We start from the raw sequence: 20,138 nt of genomic DNA, 5'->3' as shown, positions 1-20,138 counted from the left end.
TGACTTTTTTCCTCCTTCTTAAAATAATCTGGGTTCCTGAGACTCGTCGTTAACGGGAGCCTCCTCTACTTCATCTGATTCAGTTGGTATCATTGGATTTTCCAGTTCCTGATTAGAAACATTTAGATGCTTATTTCTAAGTTCATTAGCCTTCGGATCATCAATAGGCTTATAACCCATGACAGCTCTGAACTCATTTGAAGTCATTATCTCCGCTGTAGTAAACTTATCAGCGATATCAGCAATCTGAGATACCGGAACAATGCCAAATGGACTATTGAAGTACATTATTGACTGTCCTCTTGTTCTGGCGTTCTTTGATAAGAACTTGCGCTTCATCTCTGTTGTAATAACTTCCAGAATAGGTTTTATTGTATGCTGCTGATAATTAAGAAGTTCCTGCTCTGTGGCAGTACCATTTAAGATACCCTCTGTAATACCCAGCTCTGTAAAAAGCTGTAACTGAAGGTCTTTAACCTGTTCATATAGAGTATTCTCTACTGGACGATTAAGCTGTATTACTCTTTCTGTGGCATCAATGTAACCGATACCATATGGAGAATTCTGCATCTGATCTTCAAGAGCTTTCTTTCTCTTCTCAGCTTGCTTCTCTCTTGTTTCTCCCTTTATCTGATAAGGAAGCTGTACAAGAATATCGAGTCTGTTCGAAGAGTAGTTCTTGCTATCGGCAGAATCTAAAAGTGCCATTTTAGAAACAAGTCTTTTTAATGTTGAATTTGGTGCGTTCATTACTTCGTAGAACGGGTTGTTAATAATAGCCACAACCGATTTAGGCGCGTATAACTCTTCCTTTTTACCTGTTTTCTCGTTATATGCCCTTGCTTTAATCCAATCAGGACCCCATTCTATTATTTCTCCGACTCTCATCGTGTATATGTCAAATGAAGCCGTCTCTGGATTGATGTCAGTATCAATTGGAAGTAATGCTACTGCTCCTTCTTCGCACATTGAATAGACTGCATCTTTAATAAAATCAATGCCTATCTGATCAATGTTTGCTGATAACGTAAGACACTCATTTAATCCATCATTTATAACAGACTTAAAGTTTCCATCTTCATCACACTGGACATGTTGGATTCTATTTGCTGCTACATCTAGAGCAATACGATTATAAATAGTAGAAACTAATGTCTTTTCTGTGGTAGGGTAGAAAACATGTCTATCCTCCCTAGTATATGACCCGCCATAATACGTTCCAGTATAATAATTAGTCGGATCTCTTCCCATAAACGCGTTCCAAGCGTGTTGGAGTCTGTCTCTAACGGACATATCTTCTCCTCCCATTATTTCTTCTTTTTATCAATCCTAAACTCTTGAATATCTTTAAGAGCTGAACTGATCGTTACCTCTTTGTCTGTGTCATAATCCATGAAGGTAATCTGTCCATCGCTCTTTGACCATTTGTAGACTTTATCTCCGGCTAATATATATCCATAGCTATCTTCATCATAAGATTTGAGTTTGTCTAAGAGCTTTGACGTATCTTCATGGGTACGAATATCTTCATCTTTCATACCAAACATCTTCTTTAGAGAATCTGTATTAAATACTCTTGTTGATTGTTTCTTTTCCTCAGTCTTCTTTGCCTGCTTATCTGCTTTAGCTTTGGGCTCGGCCTTTGCTTTCTTTGATGCTCCAGCTGCAGCTTTCTTACTAGCCTTATCTTTTGCAGCTTTTGCAGGCTTAAATTTCTTAGTTGATATATCAGATTTCGATTTCTTAGACGAAGATCCTTTACCTTTCTTTTTGGATTTAGAATCCTTACTTAAAAGTTCTTGAATCTTCTTTTCCCCGTTTTTTATGCTTGTCTTAAGGTTTTTTGTCTTCTCTTCAGTAGTCTTACCCTTTACACCACTACTAATAAGCTTCTTAAGCGTTGGATCACTTTTTGCTTGTTCTTCAACGAGCTCTTTATCGGGGTTTGCCTTTGCATATCTTCCTGGTTCTTTACTCTTGTTTAAATAATTCTGATAAGCTTTGGCATCGTAAAAGTAAAACCATTTGCCCGAAGCGAGTTTAACCTTTGCTATGTATCTGTGATTAGCCCAGGTTTTCCCTTTAGCTGAATGCTCTAAGTAACCGGGGCAAAAATCATTTCGCATGTATTTCTCCTTTACTCAAAAGCATCTAAGTTTGCCTTGTATGCAACCCAGGCATCCATCATTGCAGCTACATTATCGATTTTCTGATCGTAGCGCTTCTTATGGAGTTTACGGTTACCATTTGTATCTTCTATTACGATGCAGTTACCCATTGCAAATTTCATAAGCTCTTCATCAAATAGAAGCATTCTTTCTTCTGAGAGTTTCTTAAGTTCTCCAAGAGGAACGGACTCTGTCTTAGCTCCCTGAATAACCTTAACTATTCCAAACTCTCCATTTTCTCTTCCCCATCTCTCAACGAACTCTTGAGCATTGTACGGGTCGTATCCAAAACAGATAACATCATAATCTTTAGACATTATGTACTCGTCTAAATCTTCATAAACGCTCATCATATTAAGGACTATTCCATCAAGCACAATAAGACTTCCTTCTTGCATAAAGTCGTCATACTTCTGCCTCATGGCAGTTGGAAGTTTCTCAAGTGTATTTGATGATATGTAGCTTCTTGTCTTGATACCAAAGCATCCATTTTTAAGCGGGAAAAGGAATGTGAATGCACAGAAGTCATCACCTTGTGAAAGGTCTGCACCGAGTGCGCAGGGCATCTGCCAATAATCTTTCTTTCTGTGCGGAAGTGTTTCTTCATAAGTAAAGAAATAAGTATATCCCTCCATAGGGATTCCAAATCTCTTTGCCAAAATATCATTTCTCGCCTGAGGAGCGTTTTCTGCTCTCTCAACGTCAAGCTGATACGTCTCATAACTTACAGTCTTGCCAATATTAGGATTTGCTTTAATCCACATATCGGGCTTTGCTACTTCATCTAAGGAGTCAAGCTTATACCACCAAATAGAGATATGGGGTGCTTTAAACTCTCCCTTAAGTATGGACTTAAGCTCCATTTTGATGTCGTCGCCAGCACCATTTCTAACGCACCCCTCAGAACTCATCGCTATAATTAAATAATCATCAAGCTTCGAAGCGGATTGCTCAACGGCACCAATAACATCTTCTCTAATATCGCCAGAAAGCCACTCATCAATAGTTGCATATTTACATCTAAGACCCTGAAGTTTATCAATCGTCATAGGTCTAATCTCAAGTAGAGATCCTGTAAGGAAATTCTCAATTCCTTTCTTAGTAGATGCGAGCTTTACTCTATTTGCCTTGCTTCCTGTGGTATTTTGTAGAGATCCTTCAGTTAAGAATTTAAACAGGGCTCCTCTGGCACGTACAATAGCAGTTCTAATTGGCGAAAGTACTTCGTCAGCCTGCTTCATTGTAGGTGCTGTTGTTATTCCGTGAGTAGTATCTGGGTCGACATTAAGTCCATAAGACTGATGGCAAGAGCCATACATAGATTTCGCAGCGCCTCTGGCCACAATAAGATATTGCTTCTTTGTAAGTCTTCGTTTTAATACTTTTCGCTCATACTTCTTTGTATCTGGATCGTATACAGACCTTTCTTCAAAGTAGTACCAGCCAAAAACTTGTTCTGCCCAGAGTTTAAATGAATCTAAGAGATGTAAATCACTACCATCAGTAAGTGTCATCTCCTCTTCACAGTAAAGAATCCATCCCTCTACTGCATCTTCATCATAATAGACTCCGGGGTTGGCTATGAGCTCATCTATCCTGTTCATTTCGAGCGAAATTTCCTGACATACAGGTATTTCTCCACGAATTACAGCATCCCTAAACTGTCCGTAGTACTTCGGAACTGCTGTATTGGATAACATGGTTTATAGCTCCTTAATCGTCGTCTTTCTTCTTTTCTTTATTACCCTTCTTGATATATCGGATTTGATTATCGGGGTGTCCAAAATTATATAATGTTGCTATTGTGTCGTAGACATCCATACCTGTATCAGCCCAGTTCTTAACGGTTCTTGCCTTAGACATAAGCTGATCAATCTTGTTAAAGCTACTCTTTTCTTCAGCAGCTGTCATCCTATCAAGTTCTGACTCCCACCTAATTCTGTTAAGTGCTTCGCTAAGCTGCTGGTTTGTCATCTGACCTTTATACTTAGCAACTTCAGATGCTTTACCAGATTTGAGTACTTTGTCCTTCTTTTCCTCAAACTCTTTCTCAAGCTTAGCCTGCTTTGCTTTTTCAGCTCTAGCTTTTCTTGCTTTCTCAAGCGCAGCTTTCTGCTTTTTAGCTTTCTTCTTAGCTTCAGATTTAGCTTTTAAAGAACTTCTCCATCCGGCTTTCTTTTCAGAAGAAGAATGGTCTTTTGAATCAAGTGGATACGGAGGTCCATTCTGCTGTCCCCATTTCTGGCCAAGAACACCATGATGGGCTAGATAATTAGAACTATAGTCGTTTCTCATCTTAACCCCCATTTTGAATTATTTTTCTTTACGGTGTAATGGTAACTTGTTTACTTCTGATAATGCTCTTTCTCCAGTGCCATTACCGCCTAGATCTCTGTATGGTTCATAAATGTAATGTTGTAAATCTTCATAATCTTCCACTGAAATCCATCCCTGGTTAATGTAATAATTACATTTCCCCATAAGATTTTCGTGTAAAAGACCAAGAAGCGCTCTTCTTTCTGGAGTCTCCTTGGGTTTTCGTTTCTCTTGATATATATTATTTACAAGTGTCCAAAATCCTGTACTTGCAAACATTGCTACTACGAATGTAGTGAGCAGTTCCGGTGTCAACATAGTTTCTCCTCCTGATGTTTATTAAGAGGACCATTTATCTACAGCTACACTAAGTCTCCATTCGTACTCTGCACACTCTTTGTTCATCTGATCAATCAAATATGAGCTTGCGGTTGATATATCGAATAAGAGCTTAACCTTAAGCACTATATAGGATTTGACCATATTAAGAATTTTATTATCCTGTATGTATTCGCTCCACTCTGTTGTTTCATCACTGATTTCAAAACCATCTTCAGGTCCGACACCAAGCTGTTGAAGTGTAGCAAATGCAGTATTAATATGTAAAATAAGGTCTGGATCAAAGTATTCGTCAGGTCCGAGGAGCTTTCTTACTGATCCTAAAATACTATTTGTGCTCTCAGCCATATTAGTCCTTTCTGAATATGCACGTAACATACTCTTTACTGTTTATATCTGCTTATACTTTTAAAGAAGCTTAATATACTTCTTCATTGCATATCCAACGTTGGTTGGGTCTTTATCATCCGCGCTCTTTGAAAGCTTAACTTTATACCACTTCTCGCCATCGCCCTTGAATTCCTTGTTTGGCGACATAACGATAAGCTTAGTTCCTTTACCGAGAATTGCAATCTGATTGTTAGGCTCAATCTTTGGCTTGCTTCTGATATTAAGATTCATCTTTACTCCATCAACAACTGCTTCAACTTCATCTTCTTTCTTAGGTTCCTCAACAGGAACTTCAGGAAGCTGATCTTCAACTTTACTCACGTCTTCAATAAAGCTCTCAGCAACTTTCTCGGTTGTAACTTCCGGTAAAGGCTGAACGTCTTTGAATTTCTTATTTCTAGCCATTATTATTTCCTCCATAAAATTGTGTCATTAGGTCTTCGTTCTACGATTTCATCAATCATTAGTAGTTCTTCATCACCATAATGAATTGCATTGTGTGTTCTTATAGAAACACATATAACATTTTCTGGATCAAATACTGCAGGACTTTTATTTATGACGTCTTCAACTGTAATTGGATTGATGTGATGAATTATTATTGTGCCTCTAATATCTCTGCCTTCAACACCTAAATCACATCCCATATCCCTGATAATCATCTTCCTGCGAAATGTTTTCCATTCAAATGATTTGTATAGTATCTGATTTAAATATCTTTCATTACCAAAGGTAATCTCTCCAGCTTTCCCACCAAGTCTTAAATATCTATATCGTTCTATATATGAGGGAATCTGGATTAACTCGGAATAAGATCTCTTATTCATCTTTTGAATCGCCTCTATATTTCTGCATGGCACTAATAGCATCTGCATAAAGTATCTCCATTTTCTCTGCAGACTCAATTGCAGATGTCTTAGCAGCAAGAAGTTCATTCTCACGTCTAAGTTTTTCAAGTTCAATCTCGTTCTTGACTGTGCCAAGCTTTAAAAAATGTGTGATAACTTGTGATGAAGCTGTTCCATCACGAAGTTGTTGTTCAGCTCGATCAAAAGCAAGAGCTATCATCTGATTCTCTCGCTCTTCTGGTGTTGCTGCTGGGTGAGATTTGCCTTGTTTTAATTTTTCATCCCCACTTTGTTGTGGGTCTTTGGCTCTTCTACCCATATTATTTCTCCTTTTGTTATACTTCTGGGTGCTTCTCTAGAGGTTTCACTATACTTTCATGAACTTTTTCACTATTGTTTATTGGGTTAGGAAACATTTAATGAAAGAAAGGAGACATCTACAAATGTCAGAGGAAAGAAGTGAAGCCTCCAAAGAAGCACCCAGGGTAAAACCAAAAATATAATTATTCCCTCGGGGAATTTTTAAGGACAGGCGCGAAATCAGGTGGGGGGTGTTTTTCGCCGACCCCCCGCCTCTGTCTTTAAACTCATTTGCGTGCTATCCTATAAAGACCTGGAAATAAATTTAAAATGTCATTAACAGCATGATTAATTGCTAATTCATTTTCTTCATCTGTTAATTCATTTGATGTTACTGCCATACGAGCCAGTAGACCATTAGTGTTGTAATTGTTTTGTTCATCAAAAGCAAGCCAACTTTCATAGTCCTTGAAAGGGTCATAAGGATTGTCCACTGTTGTAAGCATGTATTCACCTTGAATTAATGGGTCATGGGTATCTATGATGTCTACAGTATCCATGTATGACTTCTCCTTTCTTAAGATTAATAGATATTAATAAATAGAAACTGTTAATCAATTCAATAGTTTACCTTGTCAAATGTATTTTGAAACAGTTGAAGGCGAAACACCAATTGCATCGGCTATTTCACGAAGCGAATAACCAGAAGCTGACATTGCTTTCATACGGGATACCTGTGAATCACGTATGGTTCTAGTTTCATGAGGCATGGCAAGTTCTTTGAATTTGTCAGAATCTGTATTGTTAAGTATCTGGATTAGTTTATTATTGGTTATTGCTCCTGCTTGTATAGCTTCCCATTCCTTTTCATTAATATCTACGCGTTGTTTCTTTGCATTGACCTGCTGTCTTGCATCTTGAATAGCCTGCCCCCTAATCTTCTTTTTCTTATCATTAGAAGCTTCCCACTCAGGGTGTGCTTTTAACTGAGCGTTATACCTCTCATTAGCCAGTATAAGGGCCTGCCTCTCTCTTGGTGCATTCTTCTGGGCTATAGCAAGTTTAGCATTAAGTGATTCGACTTCTTTAGCGTATGCCTTTCTTGCAGATGGGTTATACTCTAGATTAGGGGTATCAACATACGACTTACGGGCTTTGTTTGCAAGGTCTTTCATGCTGTTAGCATAGTCGGCATATATGTTCTCTATCTTACTTCCAGAAGAGAGCTTGTATGCATCTTTAGCTTCAGCCATCTTAGTTGATGTGGTCTTTCTTGTAATAACCTTTCCTGTATAAACGGGGGTCTTTGCTCCTGTTTCGGGATCGGTTTCAAACTCATATACATTCTTACCCGTGTCCTTATCCTTATGTTTCTTTACCTGCTGGTATGTTAAATCTTTAATAGGTTCCCATATCTTCTCACCAGTCTTCGGGTCAATCTTGTAGTTGAGTTTTCTTGCATCTACATATTCTTTAGACTTGGCTTTAGAAATTAATGTAGAGGCTCCGCCCCCCTTATCTTTACCTGCTTTTGGCTGCCACTTGTCTTTTAGCTGTTGAATTCCATTGTCTTTCTCAGACTGCTTATAGTTAAGGTTATGCTTCTCTGCATCAATAACAACCATTGAATGTTTAACCGCTCTAGCAATCTCATCCCAACCTGCACCACCAATAGTCATATCAGTAATAAGGTTAGATACTTTACCCATTTCTGTCTGTTTAGTCTGTGCCTTCATCTTTGGCATTCCTTCATAACCAGGGTAAGCTGCCTTAGGGTCGAAGTCTTTAAGCTGTGACAGTGGTGAATGTGTTCTTATCTTTACATTCTTTGTTGGTATTACAAGTACAGTATCTCCATCAAAGTCTGCTCCAGATAATCTTTCTGCAACCTTAGAGTTTATGCCTACAGCATCCATAGCATTATGCATTACTTTGTTTGCTGTTGCCTGTCTGTTATTTACAGTGAGTTCGGGTATTTCAAAGATTCCACCATGAGGATAACGAATGAGTACAACCTTTTCGCCATCTTTATATGCGGGCGCATAGATCTGGTTGTCTTTCATATCTGAGATTGGAAGTATTACTTTCCATGATTGTCTCGGAAGAGCTGCTGCATGAAGTTCAACAGCGGCTGCATCACAACTATCAGCAAATTCTTTAAGGAGTTTCTTCTTGATAGCAGGGTTTGTCATCTGCATGATTGTTTCATACTCATCACGCTTATTGGCTGCCGCAAGATTAAGCTGTTTCTTTGCAAGTTCAGGATTCTGTTTGGATAAGAACTGAGAAGCTAATCTATCTCTCTGTTTATCCCAGTCTCCTTCTTCTTTACAAAGATTCAGTGCTCCTCTTTGTTTTGAAATGGTTGCACCGAAAGGATTTATTGGATCGTCTTTGTCTGACATCTTCTTAAATACTTCTTTTCCATTTGGATCAGGATTTATTCCAGGTGTTCCAACATGTTTGTTAGTATTAAAGATAATATCTACGCCCTTTGGCATTATACTTTCATCAGCAGCATACATTGCCATTCCTTTGAGGTAGTGTGTTCCGTCAACATTTATTCTGACCTGACCATACTGTTTCTCTCCAAGGTCTAAATCTTTCACTCCTCGACGAAGTTCAATAACTCCATCTTTCTCAGTACCGCCTTCTTCAGCATAACGTATCATTACTCTCTTAGACGATACTTCATCGGGATAGTGCAACTTCTCTGTTACTGCTCCCTTTTCAACAAATCTATCATCCATGGTTTTAATGTTAGTCATGTTGTTGACTACATCTTTATATGTTGTTCCGGGTTCGGCAAGTACAGTAATATAAGTCTTCTGATTTGGATGAAGTCCCATCTGAGGAACCTGAACTGTAATTCTTTGATAACCTTGCTCTTCCAGCATTGCAACTGCTGTGTTAAGCTTTGTTCTAGTTACTCCCATATCTAGTTCAGTTCCGGGACTGATATCAATATATCTTCCATCCTTATCAACGTTAGATTTTAGGGTGTTTGATACATTGGTAAGAACATCTGTCTTGTGCTCTTCATAAGCTTTCAAATATGATCTTATGCTTGACTCGTTCTCACCCATTCTTCTTCCAATTTCTGTATTGGAATATCCATGCTCTTTGAGTTTAACAGCATATGCCTGTTTGGCTGCCATTTCCTCATTCTTAGCAATGGAAACTTTTGCTCTCAACTTTACAACGCTTGGATTTCCAAATCTGTCTGTAATGTTGTATAGCTTTGCAATATCTCTTTCAGAATATAATTTCCCTGTATCTGGGTTGATTGTTTTCTTGAGTTTCCTAACAGCAACGTTAAATCCTTCTTCTCGCTGATAAGGGTCCTCTCCAGAGCCTAAAGGATATCTTCCAGAACCAATAATAGCTCCATCCTTTTTGCTTCTTCCGTAATGCATCAGAACGCCGGTTGACATTAGTTTATCCCTCCAACTTCATTTTTTGCGCTACTTTGTCGAACAATACTATTTTGTTCATGATCGGTTTTATATCCTTCGCTGTTGGATTACCAACCATAATGTCATCGTTTTGATAGATTCTAAGTTCTATCTCAGTATCCTCTGGTTTGATTTTGTACTCTAAAAAGAATAAGGCCGCATAAACTTCCAATTGCCTAAGTTTGGCTGGAATTTTACCGGTCTTTAAATCGTGAATTCTTAAGAAGTACTTATAGCCAGATTCTTTGTCTGGGTGATTTCTGAAATTGATAGCATCTGTAGTGCCAAAGAAGAACTCAGAATAATATAATGGAACTTCGGCATCCATCTTAAATCCGATTGCGTCATTAATATGCTTTGCGAGTGTATCTTTTCCATTGATCTTTCTTCTCATCATGATACACTGTGCAGCAAATTCATGTAACATTGTTCCTTCTTGCTTAGCAAGGTTACTCTTAAATACTTCTTTGAATTTATCTTCATCATAATTTGTCCAGTGATAACTACTTGCTCCGAACAGAGCGTGTGCTCCTTCTGGAACCTCTCTGGAATGATCGTTCCATTGCATCTAATACCTCCTGTTCATTCTCAGGAAATATAAATGAGCTGAACGACATCTTGTTCATCTTGTCCACATAGTAATCTTGATTGGGTCTATGCGAAGCATCTTCTGAACGCTTAGTCTCTAGAGCAGCCCATTTGTTCCCATTGAGAATAGTTAAGTCTGGGATGCCCTGCTTATAGTTCGGATCATTCTTAAGAACAATTGCATCTGGGAATCTTTCTTTGATTTTCTTAATAAGTTTAGATTGATATTCATTCTCACGCATAAGAAAACCTCCCAAAATGCAAAACTTAATAGAATATGTACCCAAAATGGGCGCGATATTCTATTCCTCTCTATGATAGGGCATGTTTTTTTTGCGAGGGTGTTTTTAGCTATTCAAGTATGATTTCTCATTAAAATTCTTCTTCAGAGCGAGCGCTCTCTTGATCGCAAGGTCGATTTGTGAATAGCTTCGAAGATGATAATAATAAAGATTCTTGTACGGTGTGTTCATTCTATTAATTCTTCCAGCTGATTGAGTCATGACTTTATAAGAATAGTTTTGTGAATAGAATATAATTACATTAGTTGTGATACAGTTCCATGCTTCACATCCTGCCGCATACTGAACAAGATAAGCCCATCTATCTATATCCGGAACAGGTTCATGTTTGTGTCCGTTCCACTCATTGAATGGCACTGACATGTTAGAACAAATATCTCTTAGAATTTCAAGTTCATAATCAAAGTTATAAAATATGATTACTCGGTCGTTGTTTTCTAGTAATCCTCTTATTGCTTTGATTCTACTTGGGTCTTCGTTGGCAACTCTTCTTTCGAGATAACATAACTTTCCGGTCTCTTCTATTGGCTTTCCTTCATACGGGTCCCATCTGTCTTTCTTAACAGTTCTATATATTTCTTTGTTGTACTCGCATATGATTTCAACATGATGTTCTACGGCTTCACGCTTATCTTTCATGTTTACTAGAATCTGTCTTCTATATTTGACAAGGTCTCCAGTATCAACATACCTTTCAATCTTTGGATATTTTGCAAATCTTGAATAAACTGCGTGACGCGTATTGAACTCTGTCTTATTCCTATAGAATCCATTAGCAACAAATACCGGAATATAATCAGCCCAAGTATCGCCGGGTGTTGCTGTAAGGAGAATCCATTGATTCTTCTTTGCAATCTTATAGAAAGCTTTAACCCATGCTCCTGAGCCAACAACTCTTTGTTCATCAAATATAAAAAATGCTCCGTAATGATTTACGTACTTCTTTATATTGTTCCATGAGTCAATTGTCACTCTTACATGAGAAGGATTATCAATGTCGTTCTTTGTTATGCAGAATGGGGCAAGCTCATCATACCAACTTTCATCATCACGCTTCTTAGCTGTTGTAATAATAAAAAGGTCTCTAGGAGATTCCATTTCTCTTCGAGACCCTTTATCATTAACTTTCACCATTCCTTTACATACTTGAATATAATAGTACGCAAGTGCCGTTCTTGATTTACCGCTGCCAACATCACCTCTTAAGATACAACCGTTGTGCATCTTCTTCAGAGCATCTATCTGATGCTGTGCTAGCTCAACCATATATTAATCCTCCAAAGGACCAAAAGGCAGTTCCTCTTCATCAAAGTTTGCATACTTCTTTGCAAAATCATCTTCGTGAATAGTTACATACATTGTGTCAACATATGCTGTTATTCCAGACTTTCCGCCAACAGACCACTCATAAGGAGATACTATAATATCAACATTCTCAATCTCTGCTCTATCAAGTTCTCCAATAAGACTCTCATCAAGAAGTGTCTTGTTGCGTGATGTAACCATGTAAATCTTAGGTGGGTAATCACCATACTTAACCTTAACCTGGATATAAGGTGTTGGCTCATCTCCTTCCTCTCTTGGATTTGAGTACTTTACATTCCAATTATCGGCTTTTAATCTATCTGCTGTTTCGTTATCGAGCTCTAAGCAGAAATTACGAGAGCCCTCAGAATTAAACTGAGAGCCCTTTCCTGCAAAGTTCTTCCAAAATATCCTTGCACCTTCTATCTGAAGTTTTCCTCTTCTAGGCATAATATAATGTCTCCTTTCATTTATGCTGGTGGATTCATAGCTGTAAAACTTTCATCCCATGGAAGCTCTACTCTATTATCATCTGTAATACCTTTACTTGCATCGAATGGTATAGTCTTATCGTCAGATACAAACCATTCAAAGTCTCCATATTCTTTGATATGATCTACAGCATTATCGACCAGTTTGTCAAAATACGATTTGTCAATATGTGACTCATATCCTGCTGCCTTAACGGTTTCAGAATCAAGCCATCTATAACCTTTAGTTCCTGTTGCTGCATAGTACTTATCGTCTGCAACTCTGTAAAGAATTCCGCCGCCTTCTCCAGGAGTAATTGGAACAAACTCGCCAACTCTTCCAACAAACTTATAGTTATGTTCGTCTTCAGGAAGATTCTCATTCATATCCAAATATAATGCTCCCTTTGTAACTGACTTCGTCTCACAGTAATCTCTAAACTGAAGAGGCTTATCTGCAAATACTGTCTTGAAAATATAAGGTATCTGGAATTCAGTTCCTGTTGCAGTCCATGGCGTCATAACCTTCTCTCCGGTTGAGAGTTCAAATTCATGGTCGCCGTCAGCATACTTAGCAATATAAACTGCATCGTTAACAAGACACATCTTCTCATATGTAGCCTCATGCTCGAAGTCGTATCCGTACTTCTTGCCGAACTCCATAACAAAGTCAATAATCTCTTGTGTTGCATTAGGAATCTTTATTGAGTCTGTCTTAACATGTGCTACAGTAAATCCTCTCTTCTGAACTTCATTCTTAAGAGTAATCATAAAGAGAGCTCCGCGCTTAGCAACGATGTTATCAACATTTCTAGGATCACGAAGCTTATTCGGGAACTTAGCACTTGTAAGGCCGTATACAGAGTTGATTGCAATCTTAAGTGCGAATGAAAGGGCTTTAGCATCTTCATCGCTTGTAAGGTACTTGGCAAGCTTTCCATCAAACATCTCTCTTACCTTGTCGTATTCCTTATGCTTGATATGAATTCTTATCTGCTTGATCATTGCAAAGTTGGCTGTATACTCTTCACCAAATACTTTTAATATAATTGCACTTGACGGATGCAGAGATGCAATGTCAAGTAGTGCAACATTAAAATACATTCCGGGCTCAGCATATACATAACCACCTTCAGAAGGATCTTCACCCATATAGATAGATTTACCATTTACAATCTGGCTCTCGTCTTTATACTCTTCTTTTGGAATTCCTTTAGAATCATATCGATATCCTTTAAACTCCTTAGAAAGGTCAGTATAGATGAATTTCTCTTGAGGGTTCTTATCTTTACCAACAATCAGTCTTGTTGTGTGGCTGTTAGTTGTATCATTAGCAGTAAGTCCTGAAAGCTCAGCCAGAATAAGTCTTGCTTTAAAGTCTGCTTCTGTTTCATTGAATACTTTCTCAGTTGCAATTACGTCATTACAACAATAATCAGCAATTTCTTCCCAGTGACTTTCATCTACAGGCTGATCCCAAGCATACTCATTCTCAACATGGTGGATACCAAGTTCAATCTCCCACTTCTTTAAAGATTGCTTCTTAGATGAGTAGTCATAAATATCTGTGTAGGAAAGGTTATATGCTTCTGCAAAGAAACAGTTCCTATTCTCTTCTTTCTTATCTCCTGCAACAATTCTGCTTGATAATGTAAAGAGTTCCTCATTAGAATATCCAAGACTTCTTGCATAGATAATATGATTGTCATATCTACGGTTGTTGTACCCAACTAGTCTAAACCTAAAGAGTTTTTCTACATCTTCAGGTGTTGGATTAATCATCCTAACAACTGTCTTATTATCACCCTGGTACTTCCAGCAAATAATAAACAGATTAGGGAAGACCTCAACATCGTAAAATATAATAGGAGCCTCTTCATCATCTATTGAATCCGAAGGCTCCTCTGACTTGAATTTCATATCGGCTACAAGTTTAAGACATTGTAGTGACTGATTATTACTATTTGCAGCAAACGCTGTTATGTCTGGTCTCATGTCTGTTACATCATAATGCATTCCTTGGTTATAACACTTCTCAAGTGTATCATGAATATAATAAACCTCTGGTGTGGTTGCACCATGATGCTTCTTAAGCAGGCAATTCTTTATGAGCGCTCTAAGCTGCTTCTCATTCTTCATCGCCTCTAAATTAACCATAGGCTTGTCTCCTTTCAATTTGAGCCCAGAGCTAATCTTAGCTATTGGTAAATTATTGCATTTAGTAACCATTCTCCTTAGAGAACTATTACCGGTAAATACTTTGACTTCAATATCTTCATCATGCATATGGGAAAGCTGGGATACATCACCCTCATAAATATAATAAAGGTGAATACCACCGCCGCTCTTTGAAAGCTCTGCATATGTAGCTGGCCATTTAGAAGCTGCTGCCAAATTAAGTTCAAAGTCTTTCTCGCCCTTCTCATTCTTAATATCAAAGTCAATACATATAATTGGATATCCGCCCATAAGAACATAATGAAGCTTATGCGTATCAATATCCTTAAGTGTTGTTGTTACATTCTCCCACTTCTTAAGTGGCTTTCCATCTTTATTAGCATACTGAGCAGGAGCATCAGGATATAATTTATCAAAGATACTCTCTGTCTCATCAAAAGTAAGAGAATATGTTGTAGTGTCTTCAGGTTCCTTTTCAAACTTATAATCAAATATGTCAAATTGGAAACCTATATACACATTTCTTTCACCATTTGTTCTCTCATGGAACTCAGCAAAGTAATTCTTAAGCTCTTCCTTAAACGCTTTCTTCTGGAAAGGATATTGTACGTTTGCATCTACAACATAATCCTTATACATCTGCCAAGCTCTCTTAAGCTGAACATAGTCTTTATGCTCTATAAAGAAATCAAGATTATCATCAACAAAGTTATAAAAGTCGTTGGTAATACCAATCATATTCATTGGCTTATATGTATCGTAATATCTTTTACCAAGTTCCTTATATACTTCATAGCAATGGTTAGCGATGCCACTAAGTTCAAAATCAAGTTGATCCATTATGGCGTCGTATCTCTTTCTCTTAAGAGTAATTCCTGTTGGTGAAATATCGATAAGTCTTCTTATGATTCCACTCTTAGCATCAGTAATCCTTACAGGCTTATTAGTACCTATAAACATTATTGTGTTGAATCTTGCTGAATATGTTGACTTATGTTTTTCGTTAATAACAAGATACTCGTGAGATGCAATAGAGTTAAGTCTTTCGTTACTATCTATCCTTGATAAGTCTCCGTCGTCTTGGATAGCAATAAGAGGATTATTCTTAAAAGGCTCAAGCGCAAATGCAGAGTTCGCATTACCAATTGCTCTTGCATCAAATGTTGTGCAGTATCCTTCAAAGAGTTTCTTAATAATCTTAAGAACTGTTGACTTACCACTTCCAGGCTCACCATAGAATACATAGAACTTTTGAATATCTTTAGAGTCTCCTGCTATAACACTTCCTATAGCCCACTCAATCTTCTGTCTTTCTTCTTCAGAATATAATGTGGACATCAGTTCATCATAGTTAGGAATATCTACATTATCCATTGCGTACTCTAAACGCTTGGATCTATAATCCTCCTTTCGAACATTATCATTTATGAAAGTTACATCTGAATCCAGAAACTTAAAGTTGTCCGGGATTGCTTTACAGTAACTTTGCCATTCTGCAAACTGTCTTGACTTGTAATCAAGAAGCTTCATAGTGTGAACATCATAATCAGGTCTAGCTTCTTTTAGCTCTTCAGCCTTTAAATCTATCTCCCTATCTATGAGTTCACATGCCCTGGTCTCTTCTTCTGACCAAAGGCCTGCTTCTTCATCCCAAATTGCATAGAAAGATTTACCTTTTGTCATTAGGTCTTTGGACTTACGGACTAGAAACGATGGATAAACTGATATAGTTTTCTTCTTATCGTCTCTCTTTGATTTAATATTTACAAAGTCGAACATATTTTCCTCCAAAATATAATTTCATACCTCGATGTCGTTTTGCCACTTTTTTTTCTACAGTTTATTCTCTATATATTATTTATATTTATTTTTATTTTTATAACTAATAAGAAAGGAAAAAGTGACAAAGTGACATAATGGCTCAACCATGCGGGTTAAATGATGTCTTTTTTCTAAAAAAAGCGACATAAAAACGCAAAAGCGACATTAATTCCCGTATTTTTCGACCATATATCGTTGCATTTGCCACCAAAATTCCACGTCTCTTAAGTCCGTGTCACTTTTTGATGTCGAAAATATATTTCCATGTCCTTTTTTTGTAAACTTTCTGTCCATCCAAATATCTAAAATTCTATTAATTTCTTCCTCAGAATCGTAGATACCATCCTCTAACAACCCTAAATTCTCAAGCATCACCCAAAACCAACGCTCAATTCTATCCCTATCAGGGTCGTCAGACATAATTTCAGTCTCTATTCTGCGACTAAAAGCAAGTAAAACCTCTAAAACAGATGCAGTATCTCCGACGTCACCTCTATCAAAGTACTCTCGACGAAGATCTATAGCATCAAACACCCTGTTTTCGTCCATGGGATGTATATATCTAAACTCAACTTGGTATAAATGCCTTAGAAGTCCTCTATACTTTCTATATCTTTGGGAGGAAAGACGCGCCATAGAGCATAAATACTCAAAATAGTTAGTATCAGCTTTCATTTTCCTCCTTTCTTGCAAATAGATAGCAACACTAAAGAGTCCATGTAGTTTATACGCTACATAAACCCTTATAAAAGTTGTTATCTATGCATATATGTTTATTTCCCTTCATTTTTCTTTTAAATACACGAGTTAATTACCCATATAAACAACTGTTAACACGAGTTCATTCACCAGTGTACTCACTAAATATTTTCTGAATCTCGAAATCAGATGATAGAATGTCGTTTCTTACATACATAACTTCTTCTTCATCCTGATCAAACCCAGTCTCAGCTATAAGATTACCAATAAGTGTTCTCACATTACCTTCAATTTCATTATCTTCGTTAACAACAATATCGTCAGGAAGGTAATATAATAAGGAAATCTTATCGTAGTTATCGCATGTAAGGTCGTAGTCCCCTTTATCTATTAAATAAGGAGGCTTACCATCTTCTTTTGCTTTCTTATGCTTACCGTTAAGCTCATGATCTTCGTAATTAAGTGTTTCGTCCTTATCTTCCTCATCGGTATAAGGCTCATCATCTTCTGGACCTTCGAGCTCAGCCGGATCAGTATCCTCATCAATTTCGTCGTGAGGATCTCTAGTCACCTCTTTAAGATCAAGCTCTTCGTTTGACTTACTTCCTACAAAATACTTTGTATAATCCGTAAGAGGTGGTTTATTGTTAAGTTGCCTTGCTATAGATGATTTATGCTCATCAAGGTGAACCTTTTCGTCTATTGTCTCTGGGCCCTCAAGCTCACCATCCATAGATGATCTAAATTCCTCAATCTCGGCAAGACGGTTATTATATGCATCTCTTACAGACTCTACTTCGAGGTCTGCTTTAAGTTCAAATATCTTTTTTACAGCAAAGAACGTAGATACTGACCCCACTGCAGTTCCTGTAAGAAATATAAGTACATTCTTAAAAGACTGGTTCATGTTTTTATACCAAATCCTTTCCGTTTTCTTTCCTCATCCTTATAAGAAAATCCGCTTTATGCTCTTCCCAAGCTCTTGCACACGAAGGACAAAGATCTCCAACTTCTGATGGAATAGTCCATGATGGTACGTTTTCGCTATTAGCTACGCACTCATGTTTTCCACATACATCACATGTCTGTCTTACTACTGTGTCAATCATTTGTAGATGTCTCCTTACTATGTTTTTTAATTGTTAAACCAGTGATCTCCGACCTTAAAAGGTTTTCCAGATCCACTAACATTCTTGGAATTGTTGAAATATAATATGTCTTCGTTAGTTTGGTTATCCCACTCAAGACTTACTGCTTCGTAGTCAGTATCTTCCATGTTGTATGCGGCATCATCAAAAGCACCATTTTTTACAACAGAGAACTGACCATCTTGAAATATAACTTCCTCTACTGTGTTAGGGAAATCTTCAGATTTAACGCGGTTTATTACCACGCAAGCTACTAGTCTTTTTCCATAAAGTGATTGGTTACCAGCTTCCGCATGAACAAGCTGAGCAAGGAGCTCCATTTCCCCAAGTCTTATTTCCTCGGCTATATCTTCTTCAGTATAAAACCAGGGTCTGTTGTATTCGCCCTGCTCAACTATTTGTTCTGCATAAGCTTCTATATCTAAATTTAGGCATAATAAAAGAGCCGCAGTTAAGCCTGCGACCCCCTTTAAAAACTTTTTCATCAATTTCCTCCAATATTGTTAGCATGGATGTTTAAGTATCATCAGATAGGTGCTACTTCACTGTTAACTCTAGGAAGATCTGTTAAGATGTCGTCTTTGATGTTTACAAAGTTAAGAAGAACATTTCTGTTATAGCCATTCATAAGGTCTCTAACAGGTTGAGAAAGATCATTATCGCTTGCAGTAAATCCGTCGATAAAGAACTGTGTGTTCTCCTTGTTGTCAAAGTCATAAATCCAACCAGCTGTCTGTCCAGCCTGAGAAATCGGGAAACCAAGTGCTTTATAAACATCATTAAGGAATAGATAGCCGTCACGAATAAGATTATTCTGAAGGTAATTAATCTGAGACTTTATAAAGAAATAGTTGGAGTATCCATCTTTTTCCCAGTTCTTGTTAGCCTCATCAAAGAATCTTGAATAAATAGATGTCTTTGTAGGAACCTGAACCTTCTCTTTCTTCTTTTTGGTCTTTCCAGTCTCAGGGTCAGTAATCTCTTTTTCAACCACTTCTTCAACGGTATCATAGAGAAAGTGGTTATCCATTTCTTTTCCAAGGTCACGGACAACCCTTCCTCTATACTCGTCAAATGCTGTTCTTACTGTTGCGAGAGTCGCTGCAAGTGCCACGTTTCTCTTCCTCATAATGCCGTGAGAAGCGAGGATACATGTAAGTGATACAGCACCAAATATAATTGCAGGAGCGTAGATCTTAGCAAATGATGCACCTGTCTGTACATAAGTCTTTACAGTATCAATCTGAGCATCCTTAGCAGAATACTCTTCCACTGTTGCTACTTCTGTAGCTTCGTGAATTTGATCCATTTTCTCTTTGTGAGCGTCAATTACTTCTCCAGCTTTAAGCGTCCCCTTAGCTGCAAAGAAGATTGTAGCAGCGCCACTAATAATGCCTGCTGCCAGAAGTAATTCTGGAGAATGCTTAATGGTTGAAAGCTTTACTTTACCGATTCCCCTAGTCACTTTGTTAGTTAATTCGGACATTTCTTATGTCTCCTTTCAAAAATCATATATTCCCGACATCGGGTTAATTCTTCTTTTAACGTTTTTATCTTTATAATGCGTACATTCATCTGGCATACAACCTCTTGACTTACCTGCTATACATAAATAGTCGCAGAATCTATCACATGCCAGCTTAAATGTGGAATTTGATTTTTTTAAATAACCAGAAGAGTGAACAAACTTCACATAAGGACATTTGTGCTTAACACAAACATTCTTTGTTATTTTTGCTATTTCTTCTGGCGAATAATCACTAAATTTATCGTGATGTGGTAATTGTGTTTTGCCCATATGACCTCCCTCA

The 20,138-nt window shown here is 37.6% G+C and carries 22 protein-coding genes; all 22 read right to left on the bottom strand.

Going from position 1 to position 20,138, the window contains the following annotated elements:
* Nucleotides 1–18: 18 nt before the first annotated feature.
* The 22 genes from BM377_RS00570 to BM377_RS00465 all read right to left on the bottom strand — a co-directional run bounded on the left by BM377_RS00570 (nt 19) and on the right by BM377_RS00465 (nt 20,125).
* The gene (locus BM377_RS00570) at nt 19–1,251 is read right to left on the bottom strand and encodes a phage portal protein (protein WP_242948060.1); all 1,233 of its coding nucleotides are present in this window, start codon (nt 1,249–1,251) and stop codon (nt 19–21) included.
* A 56-nt stretch (nt 1,252–1,307) separates the two neighbouring features.
* Nucleotides 1,308–2,126, bottom strand: a complete 819-nt coding sequence (locus BM377_RS00565; protein WP_092242095.1) for a hypothetical protein — start codon at nt 2,124–2,126, stop codon at nt 1,308–1,310.
* Between the two features lie 11 nt (nt 2,127–2,137).
* The gene (locus BM377_RS00560; RefSeq protein WP_092242092.1) at nt 2,138–3,868 is read right to left on the bottom strand and encodes a terminase TerL endonuclease subunit; all 1,731 of its coding nucleotides are present in this window, start codon (nt 3,866–3,868) and stop codon (nt 2,138–2,140) included.
* Between the two features lie 13 nt (nt 3,869–3,881).
* On the bottom strand, nt 3,882–4,463 hold the full coding sequence (locus tag BM377_RS00555) for a hypothetical protein (protein ID WP_092242089.1): 582 nt from the start codon (nt 4,461–4,463) through the stop codon (nt 3,882–3,884).
* An 18-nt stretch (nt 4,464–4,481) separates the two neighbouring features.
* Complete coding sequence (locus BM377_RS00550) at nt 4,482–4,802, bottom strand: hypothetical protein (protein ID WP_092242086.1); 321 nt, start codon at nt 4,800–4,802, stop codon at nt 4,482–4,484.
* 21 nt (nt 4,803–4,823) lie between these two features.
* Complete coding sequence (locus tag BM377_RS00545; RefSeq protein ID WP_092242083.1) at nt 4,824–5,171, bottom strand: phage head-tail connector protein; 348 nt, start codon at nt 5,169–5,171, stop codon at nt 4,824–4,826.
* 60 nt (nt 5,172–5,231) lie between these two features.
* Nucleotides 5,232–5,618 carry a hypothetical protein gene (locus BM377_RS00540; RefSeq protein ID WP_092242080.1) on the bottom strand — a complete coding sequence of 129 codons (387 nt, stop codon included), beginning with the start codon at nt 5,616–5,618 and terminating at the stop codon, nt 5,232–5,234.
* Between the two features lie 2 nt (nt 5,619–5,620).
* Nucleotides 5,621–6,040 (bottom strand): hypothetical protein, encoded by a 420-nt coding sequence (locus BM377_RS00535; RefSeq protein ID WP_092242079.1) that lies wholly within the window; start codon nt 6,038–6,040, stop codon nt 5,621–5,623.
* Nucleotides 6,033–6,380, bottom strand: coding sequence for a hypothetical protein (locus BM377_RS00530; RefSeq protein WP_092242078.1), 348 nt, complete (start codon nt 6,378–6,380; stop codon nt 6,033–6,035). The genes BM377_RS00535 and BM377_RS00530 overlap by 8 nt, the downstream gene beginning before the upstream one ends.
* A gap of 268 nt (nt 6,381–6,648) precedes the next feature.
* A complete protein-coding gene (locus BM377_RS00525) occupies nt 6,649–6,921 on the bottom strand; it encodes a hypothetical protein (protein ID WP_092242077.1) in 273 nt (90 codons plus the stop codon).
* Nucleotides 6,922–6,996: 75 nt separating this feature from the next.
* Nucleotides 6,997–9,795, bottom strand: coding sequence for a terminase gpP N-terminus-related DNA-binding protein (locus tag BM377_RS00520; RefSeq protein ID WP_092242074.1), 2,799 nt, complete (start codon nt 9,793–9,795; stop codon nt 6,997–6,999).
* 4 nt (nt 9,796–9,799) lie between these two features.
* Complete coding sequence (locus BM377_RS00515) at nt 9,800–10,384, bottom strand: hypothetical protein (protein WP_092242071.1); 585 nt, start codon at nt 10,382–10,384, stop codon at nt 9,800–9,802.
* A complete protein-coding gene (locus BM377_RS00510; RefSeq protein WP_092242064.1) occupies nt 10,320–10,646 on the bottom strand; it encodes a hypothetical protein in 327 nt (108 codons plus the stop codon). The genes BM377_RS00515 and BM377_RS00510 overlap by 65 nt, the downstream gene beginning before the upstream one ends.
* Before the next feature lie 105 nt (nt 10,647–10,751).
* Complete coding sequence (locus BM377_RS00505; RefSeq protein ID WP_092242062.1) at nt 10,752–11,972, bottom strand: hypothetical protein; 1,221 nt, start codon at nt 11,970–11,972, stop codon at nt 10,752–10,754.
* A 3-nt stretch (nt 11,973–11,975) separates the two neighbouring features.
* Nucleotides 11,976–12,461, bottom strand: a complete 486-nt coding sequence (locus tag BM377_RS00500) for a hypothetical protein (protein WP_092242060.1) — start codon at nt 12,459–12,461, stop codon at nt 11,976–11,978.
* Nucleotides 12,462–12,481: 20 nt separating this feature from the next.
* Entirely contained in the window at nt 12,482–16,438 is a 3,957-nt protein-coding gene (locus BM377_RS00495; protein WP_092242057.1) for a DUF5906 domain-containing protein, read from the bottom strand.
* Nucleotides 16,439–16,645: 207 nt separating this feature from the next.
* Complete coding sequence (locus BM377_RS00490; protein ID WP_092242056.1) at nt 16,646–17,155, bottom strand: hypothetical protein; 510 nt, start codon at nt 17,153–17,155, stop codon at nt 16,646–16,648.
* A 166-nt stretch (nt 17,156–17,321) separates the two neighbouring features.
* Nucleotides 17,322–18,086 carry a hypothetical protein gene (locus BM377_RS00485; RefSeq protein ID WP_092242055.1) on the bottom strand — a complete coding sequence of 255 codons (765 nt, stop codon included), beginning with the start codon at nt 18,084–18,086 and terminating at the stop codon, nt 17,322–17,324.
* 4 nt (nt 18,087–18,090) lie between these two features.
* Nucleotides 18,091–18,288 (bottom strand): hypothetical protein, encoded by a 198-nt coding sequence (locus tag BM377_RS00480; RefSeq protein ID WP_092242047.1) that lies wholly within the window; start codon nt 18,286–18,288, stop codon nt 18,091–18,093.
* A gap of 26 nt (nt 18,289–18,314) precedes the next feature.
* The gene (locus tag BM377_RS00475; protein WP_092242040.1) at nt 18,315–18,812 is read right to left on the bottom strand and encodes a cell wall hydrolase; all 498 of its coding nucleotides are present in this window, start codon (nt 18,810–18,812) and stop codon (nt 18,315–18,317) included.
* Between the two features lie 41 nt (nt 18,813–18,853).
* Entirely contained in the window at nt 18,854–19,813 is a 960-nt protein-coding gene (locus tag BM377_RS00470; protein ID WP_092242037.1) for a DUF6353 family protein, read from the bottom strand.
* 15 nt (nt 19,814–19,828) lie between these two features.
* Nucleotides 19,829–20,125 carry a hypothetical protein gene (locus tag BM377_RS00465; protein ID WP_092242034.1) on the bottom strand — a complete coding sequence of 99 codons (297 nt, stop codon included), beginning with the start codon at nt 20,123–20,125 and terminating at the stop codon, nt 19,829–19,831.
* Nucleotides 20,126–20,138 lie beyond the last annotated feature (13 nt).

It is taken from the genome of Butyrivibrio sp. INlla21 (assembly GCF_900116875.1).
Classification (GTDB): Bacteria; Bacillota; Clostridia; order Lachnospirales; family Lachnospiraceae; genus Butyrivibrio.
This window is presented reverse-complemented; position numbering and strand designations above follow the sequence as displayed.